Origin of the sequence: Streptomyces sp. NPDC048521 (assembly GCF_043199855.1) — a bacterium.
Lineage (GTDB): Bacteria > Actinomycetota > Actinomycetes > Streptomycetales > Streptomycetaceae > Streptomyces.
Genome location: NZ_JBICWR010000004.1, coordinates 433,968 through 448,823, shown reverse-complemented (window position 1 = coordinate 448,823; position 14,856 = coordinate 433,968). Strand labels below are relative to the sequence as shown.

Below are 14,856 nucleotides of genomic sequence, written 5' to 3'. Positions count from 1 at the left end.
AAGTCGGGGGTCGACTTTGAACCGGGAGTACGTCAGTGAGCGCCATGCCGATCGCCTTGCTGCTCACCACGGCCGCCACCGGCGCCGTGGGCGTCGCCGTCCTGCGCACCGTCCTGCAGCTGCGCCGCCAGATCGCGGAGCTGCACACGCAGCTCGCCGAGAGCAACGCCGCCGCGATGCGCGCGCTGCTGCCGAGCGCCCGTAGCGGCTCGGACACCGAGCAGATACGCGCGGCCGTGGCCGAGGCGCTGGCGGAGGAGCGGGAGCGGGAGCTGGCCGAGGCGCGCGCCTTCTGGGCCGCGCAGGAGGCCCGCGACGCCTCCGACGCGCCCTCCGTGCTCGGGCTGCCGGACACCGACCTGTTCCTGCCCCGGCAGGCCGACTTCGTGGGCCTGGAGCCGGTGTCCGAGCCGACCGCCGACGCCGACGAGTCCCCGGAACTGGCCGCGGCCCGTCGCCGCCACCCCTCCCACCCCGACTTCGTCCCGGTGCAGTCGCCGGCCGTGCACGACCACGAGCGCACGGTGAACACGCTGGAGCAGCTGGCCGCCGAACGCGTGGAACTCGCCGACGTCCGGCCGGGCCCGCTCGGCACCCTCGACGTCTACGTCTTCGCCGACGGCACCACCCTGTGCATGACGCCGGGTCACCGGGAGACGGCGGAGCGCCTGGCCCAGGCCCTGGCGGCGGGCGAGGTGCCGTACCTGCTCGGCGGCTCGGGCATCTCCGGCGCCTACACCCTCACCTTCGCGTGCGGCGGGGACACGGTCTACGTCCTGGCCGACCGGGTCATCGCGTCTCTCTGACTCACACCCCCGCGCGCCGCCGCGCCTCCTCCACGCACCGCACCGCCTCGGCGACCTCGTCGTCGCTGCGCAGCACCAGCGCCAAGTCGTGCGCGGCGACGAGGATCTGGTCGGCCGCCGCGAACATCCCCGCGTCCGGCATCTCCCGGGGCTCGGTCCCCGGCTCCTCGACCCGCTGCACCCACCGGGCGAACTCCCGGGCCAGCGCCAGTGCCTCGGCCGCCGCGCCGCGTTGCAGCCGGCTCTGCGGTGCCGCCCGCAACCGGTCGGCGAAGTGGTCCACTGCTCGGGTCAAGGGCGTCGTATCAAGCACGCGCCGAGCGTAACGCGCCGCACTGTTGCCAATACGCGAACGCTCAGGCACGGTGACCTGAAGGACCGGCTTACATCCCCTTTGCGTCCGGAGGCGCCGATGTCCCACGTCCTCTCCGAGGAGACCCACCGCAACATGCTCGCCCGCATCCCCCACTGCACCGGTCGTGAAGTCTCCGACTGGCTGCGCACCGTCGAAGAAGGCCCGGCCCTGTTCCGCTTCGAGGAGAAGGTCAGCTGGCTCCGGCACGAGTACGACCTGGCGTACGGCCACGCGAAGGCGCTCGTCCACGAGTACGACCTGAGGAGGGCAGCGCGCAAGCTGCTCTGAACGGCACGAGGCCCCGGGCGGATCGCCCGGGGCCCTGCCTGTGACCGGCGGCTGCGCTAGTCGTTGCTGCTGAAGATCGCCACCAGCCGCAGCATCTCCACGTAGATCCACACCAGGGTCAGGGTGAGGCCGAACGCGGCGAGCCAGGACTCGTTGCGCGGGGCGCCGTAGGCGATGCCGTCCTCGATCTGCTTGAAGTCGAGGGTCAGGAAGAAGGCGCCGAGCAGGATCGCGATGATGCCGACGACCGCGCCGAGCGGGCCGAAGCTGCGCAGACCGCCGTTCTCGGCGACGCCGAAGGCGACCAGCAGCAGGTTCACCGCCATGACCAGCACGAAGGCGATGGCGATGGCCATGCCGATGCGGGCGTAGCGGGCGGTGACGCGGATCCAGCCTGCCTTGTAGATGAGCAGGGTCGCCGCCGAGACGGCCATGGTGCCGAGCACCGCCTGGAACGGCGCGCCGCTCCACCGGCTGTTGTACATCTCGCTGATGACACCGAGGAAGACGCCCTCGAAGGCGGCGTACCCGAGGATCAGGGCGGGCGAGGGGGTGCGCTTGAAGCTCTGGACCATGGCCAGGACGAACGCGATCAGCGCCGAGCCGATCGCCAGGCCGTAGCTGGTCGTCGAGACCGGCAGCAGCGCCCAGGCGAGGACGGCGCCGACGGCGACCGTGCCGAGCGTGATCGCCGAGCGGACGACGACGTCGTCCATGGTCATCCGGTCGGTGGTGACCGGGGCCTGGGGCGGGGCGCCGTGCTGCGCGGTCTGCTGGGCGTACGGGTTCTGCGCGTACGGGTTCTGCGCGTAGGGGTTGCCCTGTGCGTACCCGGCCTGCGGTGCGGTGTTGAAGCCGGCGTAGCCGTTGTCGCGGCTGAACCCCCGTCGCGAGAAGACCGGGTTGCTGCTCCTCATTTCACTCCTCCATGGCCACCCTCGTGGCCTTGGCTCAAGAGTAATGGATTGGCAAAGGATCGTCCGTACTACCTGGGGAGGATCTTTCCCTCGCCGTGCTGGGCAACACGCTACGCGCACAGGTGATTCCCGGCCACGGATGATCTCGTTCCCTGACGGATCCGGTACCTAGCCGAGAGGAAAGCCGGTGTAGGCCTCGGCCAGGTCGGTCTCGGCCGCGCGGGAGGAGACGATGCGTTCCAGCCGGGCCTGCTGCAGCCGGGTGTCGAAGGCGGTGGCGTCCGGGGCGTGGTGCAGCAGGGTCGTCATGTCGTAGGAGAACCGCTCGGCCTGCCAGATCCGGCGCAGGCAGGTCGCGGAGTAGCCGTCGAGCAGCTCAGGGGAGCCGGTCCGCTTCTCGTGGACCAGGGCCCGGGCGAGGGTGGCGACGTCGCCGACGGCCAGATTCAGCCCCTTGGCGCCGGTGGGCGGCACGATGTGGGCGGCGTCCCCGGCGAGGAAGAGCCGGCCGTGCCGCATCGGCTCGTGCACGAAGGAGCGCATGGGCGTGACCGACTTCTGGGTGATGGGGCCGCGGTGCAGGGTCCAGTCGTCGGCGGTCTCGAAGCGGCGCTCCAGCTCGTCCCAGATCTCCTCGTCGCCCCACTCCCCGGCGTCCGTCCCGGCGGGCACCTGGAGGTAGAGGCGGGACACGGACGGGGAGCGCATGGAGAGGAGGGCGAAGCCGCGATCGTGGCGGGCGTAGACCAGTTCGTCGTGGGAGGGGGCCACGTCCGCGAGGATGCCGAGCCAGGCGTAGGGGTACGACCGCTCGAACACGCGGGAGAGCTCGGCCGGGAAGGCCTTGCGGGCCACGCCCCAGAAGCCGTCGCAGCCGACGACGTAGTCGCACTCCAGTACGTCCTCGCGGCCCTGGTGGCGGAACGGGACGCGCGGCCGCTCCCCCTCGGCGCCCTCGACCGCCAGCGCCTCCGCCTCGAACAGCAGCGGCCCGCCCTCCTTGAACTGGAGGGCGATGAGGTCCTTGCAGACCTCGGTCTGGGCGTAGACGGTCACGGAGCGGCCGCCGGTGAGCGCGGGGAAGTCGACGCGGTGGCGGCGCCGGTCGAAGCGCAGCTCGATGCCGTCGTGCCGCAGCCCCTCCCGGTCCATCCGCTCCCCGGCTCCGGCGGCACGCAGCACGTCGACGGTTCCCTGCTCCAGGATCCCGGCCCGCTGACGCTGTTCGACGTAGGCGCGGTCTCGGCTCTCCAGGACGACCGACTCGATGCCGGCGCGGTGCAGCAGCCGTGCGAGCAGCAGCCCGGCAGGCCCCGCTCCGATGATCCCGACGGTGGTGCGCATCGGTCGCCCCTTCCCATCCCTGTTTGTTCGTGTGGCGAAATTTATTTCACTCACAGGGGGGCGTCAACGAGCCCAGCATTCACGCGGGCTCGAAGTGGTGGCGGTTCTCGTCGGGCTCGCCGGCGTTCGGGTCGACGTACCCGACGCCCTTCACCCACTCGGATGATCACTGCCCGCACTCGTCGCGGGCGTCCGCTCGCTCTGCACGGACGCCGGCCGCCCACACGTCTCGTCACTTGCGGCGGGTGGGGTGGTGCCCGGAGCCGGACTTGAACCGGCACGCCCGCGAAGGGGCAGCGAGGTTTAAGCTCGCCGTGTCTGCATTCCACCATCCGGGCAGGCCATGGGCTCCGCTTCGAGGATCGAGCCTATCGGGAGGCATCCCCCGAACAGCGGACGTGCGGACCGATGTTGTCTTATTTTATTGACGTCTGAGGGTGCATCAGCCCACGGAACACGCCATCCGCACTTGCCAGACAGCGTGACGTGACGCGGGTGCCACCGCACTCGAAATGACGGAATTTCACCTACCGAACGAGGGCGCTCCACCTGTTCTGGCCACCGTCGGCGTCAGGGTCGCCCGTCCTCCCCAGGTATGACACGGGCCCGCTCCGTCCGACCGGAGTCGCCCTCGGGAACCGGAACAGCGACTGACTACACGGGCGCCCGCGGCAGGGACGATGAATCGGTCCCCACGTTCACACGTCGTCCCGACAGGAGCACCTTCCCGTGACCACCACACCCACCGCCGGCCGGACCACCGCCGTGGCCGCACGCGCCACGGAGCTGTCGAAGATCTACGGGCAGGGTGAGACCCGGGTGGTCGCCCTGGACCGGGTCTCCGTCGACTTCCGGCAGGCCGAGTTCACCGCGATCATGGGCCCGTCCGGCTCCGGCAAGTCCACGCTGATGCACTGCGTGGCCGGCCTCGACACCTTCTCCTCCGGGTCCGTCCGCATCGGCGACACCGAGCTGGGGTCCCTGAAGGACAAGCAGCTCACCACGTTGCGCAGGGACAAGATCGGCTTCATCTTCCAGGCCTTCAACCTGCTGCCGACGCTGACCGCGCTGGAGAACATCACCCTGCCCATGGACATCGCCGGGCGGAAGCCGGACAAGGCGTGGCTGGACCGGGTCATCCAGATGGTCGGGCTGTCCGGGCGGCTGAGCCACCGGCCCTCCCAGCTCTCCGGCGGCCAGCAGCAGCGCGTGGCCGTCGCCCGCGCCCTCGCCTCCAAGCCCGAGATCATCTTCGGTGACGAGCCGACCGGCAACCTCGACTCGCGCTCCGGTGCCGAGGTGCTGGGCTTCCTGCGCAACTCCGTGCGCGAGCTGGGCCAGACGGTGGTCATGGTGACCCACGACCCGGTGGCGGCGGCATACGCCGACCGCGTCGTCTTCCTGGCCGACGGGCGGATCGTGGACGAGATCCACGCCCCGACGGCCGACTCCGTCCTCGACCTGATGAAGCGGTTCGACGCGAAGGGCCGTACCAGCTGATGTTCCGCACCGCCCTGCGCAACGTCCTCGCGCACAAGGCCCGGCTCCTGATGACCGTGCTCGCCGTCATGCTCGGCGTGGCCTTCGTCTCCGGGACGCTCGTCTTCACCAGCACCATCTCCGACGCCTACCAGAAGAGTTCCGCCAAGGGCTTCGACCGGGTCGACGTCGCCGTACGGCCCACGTACCAGGACTCCGAGGGCAACAAGGTCGGCAGGACTCCCGAGCTGACCCGGGCGCTGCTCGACAAGGCCGCGAAGGTCCCGGGCGCCGCCTCCGCGACCGGCGTCGTCACCGGCTTCACCGCCGTCGCCGACAAGGACGGCGAACTCGTCGGCGGCGACTGGCAGTCCGCGGGCGGCAACTACTGGGGCACCAAGGACGCCCGGTACCCGCTGGTCAGCGGTCACGCCCCGCACGGCAAGGACGAGGTGCTGCTCGACTCCCGGACCGCCGAGCGCGCCGGCTACCAGGTCGGCGACACCGTGCGCCTGTCCGTCGACGGCCCGGTCCTCACCCCGACCGTCGCCGGCGTCTTCACCACCGACGACGGCAACGTGGCCGCGGGCGGCAGCCTCGCCCTGTTCGACACGCCGACCGCGCAGCAGCTGTTCGGCAAGAAGGGCACGTACGACGAGATCGACGTGCGGGCCGCCACCGGAACCAGCCAGTCGGCGCTCAAGGCCGCGCTGGACAAGGCCCTGCCGTCCCGCCTGGTGGAGACGACCACCGGCAAGCAGCTCGCCGACGACCAGGCGCAGGCCATCTCCGCCTCGATGAGCGGCCTGCGGCAGACCCTGCTGGTGTTCGCCGGCATCGCCCTGTTCGTCGGCACCTTCATCATCGCCAACACCTTCACCATGCTGGTCGCCCAGCGCACCAGGGAACTGGCCCTCATGCGGGCGGTCGGCGCCTCCCGCCGCCAGGTCACCCGCTCGGTGCTCATCGAGGCGTTCGCGGTCGGCGCGGTCGCCGGTGTGACCGGTCTGGCCGCCGGTATCGGCATCGGCGCGGGCCTGCGCTCCCTGCTGGGCTCCTTCGGCGCGAGCGTGCCGGACGGGCCCCTGGTGATCAGCCCGGGCACCGTGGCGGCCGCCCTCGCGGTCGGCATCCTCATCACCATGCTGGCCGCCTGGCTGCCCGGCCGCCGGGCGGCGAAGATCCCGCCGGTGGCGGCGATGAGCAGCGTGCACGCCCAGGCCACCACCAAGTCGCTGGTGCTGCGCAACACGCTCGGCGCGCTGTTCTCGGCGGCCGGTGTCGCGGTGATCCTCGCGGCCACGACCATGAAGTCCGACGCCCAGGGCCCGATGGGGCTGGGTGCCGTCCTGCTGATCATCGGCGTGTTCATCCTGACCCCGCTGCTGTCCCGCCCGCTGATCGCGGCCGCCGCCCCGGTGCTGCGCGTGTTCGGCGTCTCCGGCAAGCTGGCCCGGCAGAACTCGGTGCGCAACCCGCGCCGTACGGCGGCCACCGCCTCCGCGCTGATGATCGGCCTGACCCTGATCACCGGCATGACGGTGATGGCGGGCAGCCTGCAGACGTCGATCGACAAGATGGCCGGCTCGGCGATCCGCGCGGACTACGTCGTCTCGATGGCCAACCGCGGTCCGCTCTCCCCGGACGTGGCCGAGAGGGTGGCCGCCACCGACGGCGTCACCGCCAGCAGCCCGCTGCGCAACGGTGAGTCCCGGATCGACGGCAAGACCGAGTACCTGACCGGCGTCGACGGCGCCGCGATCGGCAAGCTGACGGACCTGAAGGTGGACGACGGCTCCTTCACGGTGGGCGGCACGCGGGCCGTCGTGGACGAGGACCGGGCCAAGGAGTACGGCTGGAAGACCGGTTCCGAGTTCACCGTGCACTTCGAGGACGGCGCGGCGCGGAAGCTGACGGTCGCCGGCATCTACGAGGGCAACGACATGATCAACGGGATCATGCTCGACAACAAGGTCCTCACCCCCCACCTGACCGACCCGTCCGACATGCAGGTCATGGTCAAGACGGCGGACGGCGCCTCCGGCGCGGCCAAGGACACGCTGGAGAAGGCCCTCGGCTCCAACCCGGCCATCAAGGTCCAGGACAAGCGGGACATCTCCAACGAGATCGCGAAGATGTTCACTCTGATACTGAACATGGTCTACGGCCTGCTCGGCATGGCGGTGATCGTCGCGGTGCTCGGGGTCATCAACACCCTGGCGATGTCGGTCTTCGAGCGCTCCCAGGAGATCGGCATGCTCCGCGCGATCGGCCTGGACCGCAAGGCGGTCAAGCGGATGGTGCGCCTGGAGTCCCTGGTGATCTCGCTGTTCGGCGGTGTGCTCGGGATCGGCCTGGGCGTGTTCTTCGGCTGGGCGGCCGGTGAGCTGCTGGGCACCAAGATGCCGACGTACGAACTGGTCCTGCCCTGGGGCCGGATGGCGGTCTTCCTGCTGCTGGCGGGCGTGGTCGGCGTGCTGGCCGCCCTCTGGCCGGCCCGGCGCGCCTCCCGGCTGAACATGCTGGCGGCGATCAAGGCCGAGTAGCGGTACGACACCGGGCCCCGCTCCACTCATCGCGGAGCGGGGCCCGGTGCGTGTCAGCCGTTCCAGACGCGGGTGCGCAGCGGCAGGCCGGACGCCCCGGACTCCGGGGTGCGGATCGCCAGGACCTGGTTGACACCGATGCGGTTGCGTTCGAAGGCGAGCGCGGAGGCGGCCATGTACAGGCGCCAGACGCGGGCGCGGCCGAAACCGGTGAGCTGGACCGCGCGGTCCCAGTCGGCCTCCAGGTTGGCGACCCACTGGCGCAGGGTGCGGGCGTAGTGCTCCCGGATGGCCTCCACGTCCCGCACCTCGAAGCCGGCACGCTCCAGTTGGGTGACGGTGGTGCCGATGGGGGCGAGTTCGCCGTCGGGGAAGACGTAGGAGTCGATGAACGGGTCCACCTCGTACGCCGATTCGTCCCGGTGGGGACGGCGGGCGATCTGGTGGTTGAGCAGCCGCCCGCCGGGCTTGAGGAGGGCGTACAGCTGGTTGGCGTACTCCAGGTAGCGTTCGGCGCCGACGTGTTCGGCCATGCCGATGGAGGAGATCGCGTCGAAGGGGCCGTCCACGACGTCCCGGTAGTCCTGGACGCGGATCTCCACCCGGTCGGTCAGGCCCTCGTCGGCGACGCGCTTACGGGCGTAGACGGCCTGTTCCTGGGAGAGGGTGATCCCGACGACGCTGACGCCGTGCTCGCGGGCCGCGTGGATGGCCATGGAGCCCCAGCCGCAGCCGACGTCCAGCAGCCGCCGGCCGGCCGTCAGGCCGAGCTTGCGGCAGACGAGTTCGAGCTTGTCGCGCTGGGCCGACTCCAGGGTGCCGCCGTCCTCCCAGTAGGCGCAGGAGTACACCATGGAAGGGCCGAGGACGATCTCGTAGAAGTCGTTGCCGACGTCGTAGTGGTGGCTGATGGCCCGCTTGTCGGTGCGCCGGGTGTGCAGACGCCGGCGGGGTCTGCGGATCTCCTCGCGCGGCGGGGCGGGCGGGACGGGGGGTCCGGCGAGCTTGAGCAGGTCGCGGACGGCGGCGCGTACCTCCGGATCGCGCACCGCCTGTACCAGGGTGCGGGCGTCCTCACCGCGCTCCCACACCAGGCCTGCCATCAGGTCCAGCGTGGTGTACAGGTCGCCCTCGATGTCCAGGTCGCCTGCCACCCAGGCGCGGGCGAGACCCAGTTCCCCCGGTTTGAACAGCATGCGGCGCAGGGCGCGCCGGTTGTGGATCACGAGCGCCGGTGCGTCCGGCGGTCCGGCCTGGGACCCGTCCCACGCCCGTACCCGTACGGGGAGCGGCACTCCCAGCACCTGCTCGGCAAGACTCCTCAGCCGCGACGCGGCGTCGGCCATGGCGCACACCTCCAAGACGACGATCCCGGATGTCCGTTCACCACGTAAACACCGTGAGGCGCTCGGCGCAGTCCCGCAAAGGAGTTACAACTGAGCAAAACGGCTGTAGACGGCAAGCACTTCGGCCTCCCTGCAACGCCGAAGAACCTCCCGCACCACGGATGGCGGGAGGTCCTTCGGGTGGTTCACCGACCGCGGGCCGGTGGCCGCTGTCGAGGCGTCAGGAGGCCTTGGCCTTCTCCTCGGTCTTCGCCGCGGCGACCGGGGCCGGCTTGGCGGCCTCGTAGAACTCCTCGCGCGGGTTCTCCATGGCGCCCAGGGAGACGACCTCGCGCTTGAGGAACATGCCGAGCGTCCAGTCGGCGAAGACACGGATCTTGCGGTTCCAGGTCGGCATCGCCAGACCGTGGTAGCCACGGTGCATGTACCAGGCGAGGCGGCCCTTGAGCTTGATCTTCATCTTGCCCATGACGATCATCGCCACGCCCTTGTGCAGGCCGAGACCGGCCACCGCACCCTTGTTGGCGTGCTCGTACTCCTTCTGCGGGAAGCCCCGCATACCGGAGATCACGTTGTCGCCGAGGACGCGCGCCTGGCGCAGCGCGTGCTGGGCGTTCGGCGGGCACCAGGCGTTCTCCACGCCGGCCTTGCGGGCGGCGACGTCCGGCACCTGGGCGTTGTCGCCGGCGGCCCAGATGTAGTCCGTGCCCTTGACCTGGAGCGTGGGCTCGCAGTCGACGTGACCGCGCGGGCCGAGCGGCAGACCGAAGCGGGAGAGCGCCGGGTTCGGCTTGACGCCGGCCGTCCACACGATGGTGTTGGAGTCGACCTCCAGGCCGTTCTTCAGCACCACGTGGCCGTCGACGCAGGAGTCCATCGAGGTGGAGAGGTAGATCTCCACGCCCCGGCTCTCCAGGTGCTCCTTGCCGTACTGGCCGAGCTTGGGGCCGACCTCGGGAAGGATCTTGTCGGCGGCGTCGACGAGGATGAACCGCATGTCCTCGCGGGACACGTTCTTGTAGTACTTGGCCGCGTCCCGGGCCATGTCCTCGACCTCGCCGATGGTCTCCGCACCCGCGAAGCCACCGCCGATGAAGACGAAGGTGAGCGCCTTGCGGCGGATCTCCTCGTCGGTCGTGGAGTCGGCCTTGTCCAGCTGCTCCAGGACGTGGTTGCGCAGGCCGATGGACTCCTCGATGCCCTTCATGCCGATGCCCTGCTCGGCGAGGCCGGGGATCGGGAAGGTGCGGGAGACCGCGCCCATCGCGATGACCAGGTAGTCGAAGGGCAGCTCGTACGCCTCGCCCACCAGCGGGGCGATCGTGGCGACCTTGCGGTCCTGGTCGATGGTGGTGACCCGACCGGTGAGGACCTCCGCCTTCGGCAGCACGCGTCGCAGCGGGACGACGACGTGGCGAGGGGAGATGCTGCCGGCGGCGGCTTCGGGGAGGAAGGGCTGGTAGGTCATGTACGACCGGGGGTCGACGACCGTGACGGTCGCCTCGCCGTAGCGCATCTTCTTGAGAATGCGCCGAGCTGCGTACAGGCCTACGTACCCACCGCCTACTACGAGGATCCTGGGACGCTCCGTGGTGCTCATGCCATCGAGTATCCACCCGCCTCGGGGGGGCTGCTCGTGCGCCCCTTCACAAGCTCCGACGGGGCCTGTGTTAAACTCCGCGACCCGCGTGACGCAGGTCATGCGGGCGAGGGGGAACCGGTAGCCGGTTCACCCCGTTGTCAATGCCGCGTGAGCTGCCTCTCCGGGCCGTTCGGCCCCTTGTGAGGCACCCCCGTCCGGGCCCCTGAGGCACCCTTCGGAAGCACCCGCGCGCCGCCCTCGGATTCACGCCCGGAGGGCCGTCGGGGCCCCTGACGGCCCCGTGAGGGCCATTCGACCCCCCGCCACGACCCAATTCCTTGTGAAGAACTTCACGAACTTTTCCGACGGCGTGTCATCGGAGCCCCCGGATGGGCCGCTCACACGTTATCCGAGCTGCTCACCGGAGGCTACCGACCAGTAGGAAGGAGGCCGGAAACGACCCCTGAGACGTCGGTGCGGAAGGCGGTCAGGCCACCGACCACGCGATGCCGTCGAGGATGTCGTGCTCGCTCACCACGACCTCCTCGGCGCCGATCCGCTCCATGATCGCGAGCAGGACGAGGGCGCCTGCGCCGATGACGTCGACCCGGCCCGGGTGCATGGACGGCACCGCGGCGCGCTCGGCGTGCGTGGAACGCAGCAGCCACTCGGTGATCTCGCGGACCCGGTCGCGGGAGATGCGCGAGTGGTGGATCCGCGCGGAGTCGTACTCGGGCAGCTCCTGGGCGATCGCGGACACGGTGGTGACCGAACCGGCGAGGCCGACCAGGGTGTGCGCCTCGCGCAGCGGGACCGTCTGCTCGGCGAGGTCCAGGGCGGCCTCGATGTCGGCCCTCATGGCGGCGATCTGCTCCTCGGTGGGCGGGTCGCTCACCTCGCCGTCGTGCACCAGGTGCCGTTCCGTCATCCGTACACAGCCGACGTCCACGGAGCGCGCCGCCCGTACGTGGTCCTCGCCGACGACGAACTCGGTGGAACCGCCGCCGATGTCCACGACCAGGTAGGGCTTGGCGAGGTCGTCACGGCCCTTGAGTTCCTCGGTCGCCCCCGTGAAGGAGAACTCGGCCTCGCGGTCACCGGTGATGACCTCCGGCTCGACGCCGAGGATGTCGAGCACGCCCCGCACGAAGTCGTCCCGGTTCTCGGCGTCCCGGGAGGCGGAGGTGGCGACGAAGCGGAGCTTGTCGGCGCCGTGCTCCTTGATGATCTCGGCGTACTCGCGGCAGGCCGCGAAGGTCCGCTCCAGCGCCTCGGGGGCGAGCCGGCCGGTGCGGTCGACACCCTGGCCGAGCCGGACGATCGTCATCCGCCGGTCCAGCTCGACGAGTTCACCCGTCTCCGGGTTCGCGTCCGCGACCAGCAGACGGATGGAGTTCGTACCGCAGTCGACAGCGGCGACACGGGTCACTGCTCGCCCTCCTCGGTGTCGTCCGACGCAACCGTCACGCACGGGCCCTTGCTCCACCACTGCGGCAGCATCGCGATCGCCTCGTCGCCGAGCGGGTTCACACCCGGGCCGGCGGCCAGCGAGTGGGCCACCAGGACGTGCAGGCACTTCACCCGGTCCGGCATGCCGCCCGCGCTCGGGAAGCCCTCCAGGACCTCGATCTCGTCCCGGCGCCGGATGTAGTCCTCGTGCGCGGCCCGGTAGGCGGCGGCCAGTTCCGGGTCGGTCTGCAGCCGCTCCGTCATCTCCTTCATGACGCCGTTCGCCTCCAGCGTGCCGATCGCCGAGGCGGCGCGCGGGCACGTCAGGTAGTACGTCGTCGGGAAGGGCGTGCCGTCGGGCAGCCGGGGTGCCGTCTCCACGACATCGGGCTGCCCGCACGGGCAGCGGTGCGCGATGGCCCGCAGGCCCCGCGGCGGACGGCCGAGCTGCTGCTTGAAGGCCTCGACGTCCGCGTCGGTGGGCTCGGTGCGCGGAGTGGGCGGCGGAGGCGTTTGCATGACTGCTTTCCGGGTGGCTTTCTGTCGGTCACCGGCCCGCAGGCCGGCTCACTGGTCGGAGGCGTCGGACTTGTCGACCCCGTCCCAGACGTTCGCGTACCAGGGCCGGTGGGCGGCCCCGGAGTCGGCACGGGACTGCTTGGCCGCGCCCGGGTCGATGACGACGTACCCGGTCTCGCCGGGCATCACATAGTGCAGCCGACGCCGGATCTGCTGCTCGGCGTAGGCGTCGTCCTGCCAGCGCGCCTTGAGGTCCCGCAGCTGTTCGACGCGTCGGCGGGCCTGCTCCTGCTGCCGCTGGAGGTCGGCGATCTCGGCGCGCTGGGAGACGTACTGCCGCATGGGATAGGCGAGCGCGATGATCATCGTGCACAGCACCAGCGCGAGCAGCGCCGCGCGGCCGGTGAGCCGGGAGCGGCGGGCCTGCCGCTTGGTCTGGGAGCGGTAGACCCGGGCCGCCGTCTGCTCGCCGAGCAGCCGCAGCCTGGTCGCGGTGGAGAACCGGTCACGACCGGTCACGACATCTCACCTCGCAGCATTGCTCCGGTCACCTGCGCGTCGTCCGGAGGGCCGGGGGGTGCCCCGGGACAGCACAGCACGGCCATCTTCCCGCCTCCCGTTCACACGCGCGTACGTCCCCGGACACGGTACGGGACCGGGTACGGGGACGTACGTACGACTGGCTAGGACTTGGCCCGGGTTGGCTCAGCCCTTGAAGCGCGGGAAGGCGCTGCGGCCGGCGTACACCGCGGCGTCGTCGAGGATCTCCTCGATGCGCAGCAGCTGGTTGTACTTGGCGACGCGCTCGGAGCGGGCCGGGGCGCCGGTCTTGATCTGGCCGCAGTTGGTGGCGACGGCCAGGTCGGCGATGGTGACGTCCTCGGTCTCGCCGGAGCGGTGGGACATCATGCACTTGAAGCCGTTGCGCTGGGCCAGCTCCACGGCGTCCAGGGTCTCGGTCAGCGAGCCGATCTGGTTGACCTTGACCAGCAGGGCGTTGGCGGCGCCCTCCTCGATGCCGCGGGCGAGACGCTCGGGGTTGGTGACGAACAGGTCGTCGCCGACGAGCTGGACCTTGTCGCCGAGCTTGTCGGTGATGACCTTCCAGCCGGCCCAGTCGTCCTCGAACAGCGGGTCCTCGATGGAGACGAGCGGGTAGGCCGCCACCAGCTCCTCGTAGTACTCCGTCATCTCGGCGGCGGAGCGCTCCTTGCCCTCGAAGAGGTACTTGCCGTCCTTGTAGAACTCGGAGGCGGCCACGTCGAGCGCGAGGGCGATCTGCTCGCCGGGGGCGTAGCCGGCTTCCTTGACGGCCTCGAGGATGAGGTCGAGGGCCTCGCGGTTGGAGCCGAGGTTCGGCGCGAAGCCGCCCTCGTCGCCGAGGCCGGTGGACAGGCCCTTGCTCTTCAGGACCTTCTTCAGCGTGTGGTAGACCTCGGTGCCCCAGCGCAGCGCCTCGGAGAACGACTCCGCGCCGATCGGGGCGATCATGAACTCCTGGATGTCCACGTTGGAGTCGGCGTGCGAGCCGCCGTTCAGGATGTTCATCATCGGCACCGGCAGCAGGTGCGCGTTCGGGCCGCCCAGGTAGCGGAAGAGCGGCAGGTCGGACGCCTCGGAGGCGGCGTGGGCGACGGCCAGGGAGACGCCGAGGATGGCGTTGGCGCCGAGGGAGCCCTTGTTGTCGGTGGCGTCCAGGTCGAACATCGCCTGGTCGATCAGGCGCTGCTCGGTGGCGTCGTAGCCGACCAGCTCCGGGCCGATCTGCTCGATGACGGCGAGGACGGCCTTCTCGACGCCCTTGCCCTGGTAGCGGTTGGGGTCACCGTCGCGCAGCTCGATGGCCTCGAAGGCGCCGGTGGAGGCGCCGGACGGGACGGCGGCACGACCCGTGCTGCCGTCGTCGAGGCCGACCTCGACCTCGACCGTGGGGTTGCCTCGGGAGTCCAGGATTTCCCGGGCTACGACGACGTCGATGGACGGCACGAGCATCTCCTTCTTGGATGTGACGCTGGAAGTGCGGGGCTGGCTGCCTTACGGCTGTGCCTTGCGACTAGAGCCTAACCGTCCGCGGGGCGTCGGCCAGCGACCGACCGTCCCGTGGACAGGGAGGGACACGCAGACGGTACCCATTGTTCACCCGCGGAACAAAGGGGCGTGCGGATGAGGTCCCGCCGAACAGCCGGGAAACGACAGAACCCCGCCCCGGTGCGTACGGGGGAACA

General features: G+C 70.4%; 13 protein-coding genes and 1 tRNA gene. 4 read left to right on the top strand and 10 right to left on the bottom strand.

The features are described from left to right. Positions 1–35 precede the first annotated feature (35 nt). A complete protein-coding gene (locus ACGFRF_RS12985) occupies positions 36–806 on the top strand; it encodes a hypothetical protein (protein WP_393739095.1) in 771 nt (256 codons plus the stop codon). 1 nt (position 807) lies between these two features. Here ACGFRF_RS12985 and ACGFRF_RS12980 read toward each other — a convergent pair whose 3' ends face one another. Next, entirely contained in the window at positions 808–1,089 is a 282-nt protein-coding gene (locus tag ACGFRF_RS12980) for a hypothetical protein (protein WP_393739369.1), read from the bottom strand. 129 nt (positions 1,090–1,218) lie between these two features. Here ACGFRF_RS12980 and ACGFRF_RS12975 point away from each other — a divergent pair, with 129 nt between their 5' ends. Further along, positions 1,219–1,449, top strand: coding sequence for a DUF4287 domain-containing protein (locus ACGFRF_RS12975; RefSeq protein ID WP_393739093.1), 231 nt, complete (start codon positions 1,219–1,221; stop codon positions 1,447–1,449). A gap of 56 nt (positions 1,450–1,505) precedes the next feature. Here ACGFRF_RS12975 and ACGFRF_RS12970 read toward each other — a convergent pair whose 3' ends face one another. From ACGFRF_RS12970 to ACGFRF_RS12960, 3 genes are all read right to left on the bottom strand, one after another. After that, entirely contained in the window at positions 1,506–2,366 is an 861-nt protein-coding gene (locus ACGFRF_RS12970; protein ID WP_393739092.1) for a Bax inhibitor-1/YccA family protein, read from the bottom strand. 168 nt (positions 2,367–2,534) lie between these two features. Further along, on the bottom strand, positions 2,535–3,710 hold the full coding sequence (locus ACGFRF_RS12965; protein WP_393739090.1) for a 4-hydroxybenzoate 3-monooxygenase: 1,176 nt from the start codon (positions 3,708–3,710) through the stop codon (positions 2,535–2,537). Positions 3,711–3,961: 251 nt separating this feature from the next. Next, a tRNA-Leu gene (locus ACGFRF_RS12960) sits at positions 3,962–4,048 on the bottom strand. 391 nt (positions 4,049–4,439) lie between these two features. On the opposite strand from ACGFRF_RS12960, the gene ACGFRF_RS12955 reads away from it, so the two are divergent. Together ACGFRF_RS12955 and ACGFRF_RS12950 are read left to right on the top strand one after the other, a co-directional pair. After that, positions 4,440–5,210: an ABC transporter ATP-binding protein gene (locus ACGFRF_RS12955; RefSeq protein ID WP_393739088.1), complete on the top strand. Its 771-nt coding sequence runs from the start codon at positions 4,440–4,442 to the stop codon at positions 5,208–5,210. Continuing rightward, positions 5,210–7,735 carry an ABC transporter permease gene (locus ACGFRF_RS12950; RefSeq protein WP_393739086.1) on the top strand — a complete coding sequence of 842 codons (2,526 nt, stop codon included), beginning with the start codon at positions 5,210–5,212 and terminating at the stop codon, positions 7,733–7,735. Before ACGFRF_RS12955 ends, ACGFRF_RS12950 begins: the two co-directional genes overlap by 1 nt. Positions 7,736–7,788: 53 nt before the next feature. On the opposite strand, the gene ACGFRF_RS12945 is transcribed toward ACGFRF_RS12950, so the two are convergent. From ACGFRF_RS12945 to eno, 6 genes are all read right to left on the bottom strand, one after another. Then, positions 7,789–9,081, bottom strand: a complete 1,293-nt coding sequence (locus ACGFRF_RS12945) for a class I SAM-dependent methyltransferase (RefSeq protein ID WP_393739084.1) — start codon at positions 9,079–9,081, stop codon at positions 7,789–7,791. Between the two features lie 220 nt (positions 9,082–9,301). Then, positions 9,302–10,681, bottom strand: coding sequence for an NAD(P)/FAD-dependent oxidoreductase (locus ACGFRF_RS12940; protein ID WP_393739082.1), 1,380 nt, complete (start codon positions 10,679–10,681; stop codon positions 9,302–9,304). Between the two features lie 469 nt (positions 10,682–11,150). Then, positions 11,151–12,092: an exopolyphosphatase gene (locus ACGFRF_RS12935; protein WP_393739080.1), complete on the bottom strand. Its 942-nt coding sequence runs from the start codon at positions 12,090–12,092 to the stop codon at positions 11,151–11,153. Next, entirely contained in the window at positions 12,089–12,631 is a 543-nt protein-coding gene (locus ACGFRF_RS12930) for a DUF501 domain-containing protein (RefSeq protein ID WP_393739078.1), read from the bottom strand. Before ACGFRF_RS12930 ends, ACGFRF_RS12935 begins: the two co-directional genes overlap by 4 nt. Before the next feature lie 48 nt (positions 12,632–12,679). Continuing rightward, positions 12,680–13,150 (bottom strand): septum formation initiator family protein, encoded by a 471-nt coding sequence (locus ACGFRF_RS12925; RefSeq protein WP_393739076.1) that lies wholly within the window; start codon positions 13,148–13,150, stop codon positions 12,680–12,682. Positions 13,151–13,336: 186 nt separating this feature from the next. Beyond that, positions 13,337–14,623: a phosphopyruvate hydratase gene (gene eno, locus ACGFRF_RS12920; protein ID WP_356337560.1), complete on the bottom strand. Its 1,287-nt coding sequence runs from the start codon at positions 14,621–14,623 to the stop codon at positions 13,337–13,339. Between the last annotated feature and the right edge of the window lie 233 nt (positions 14,624–14,856).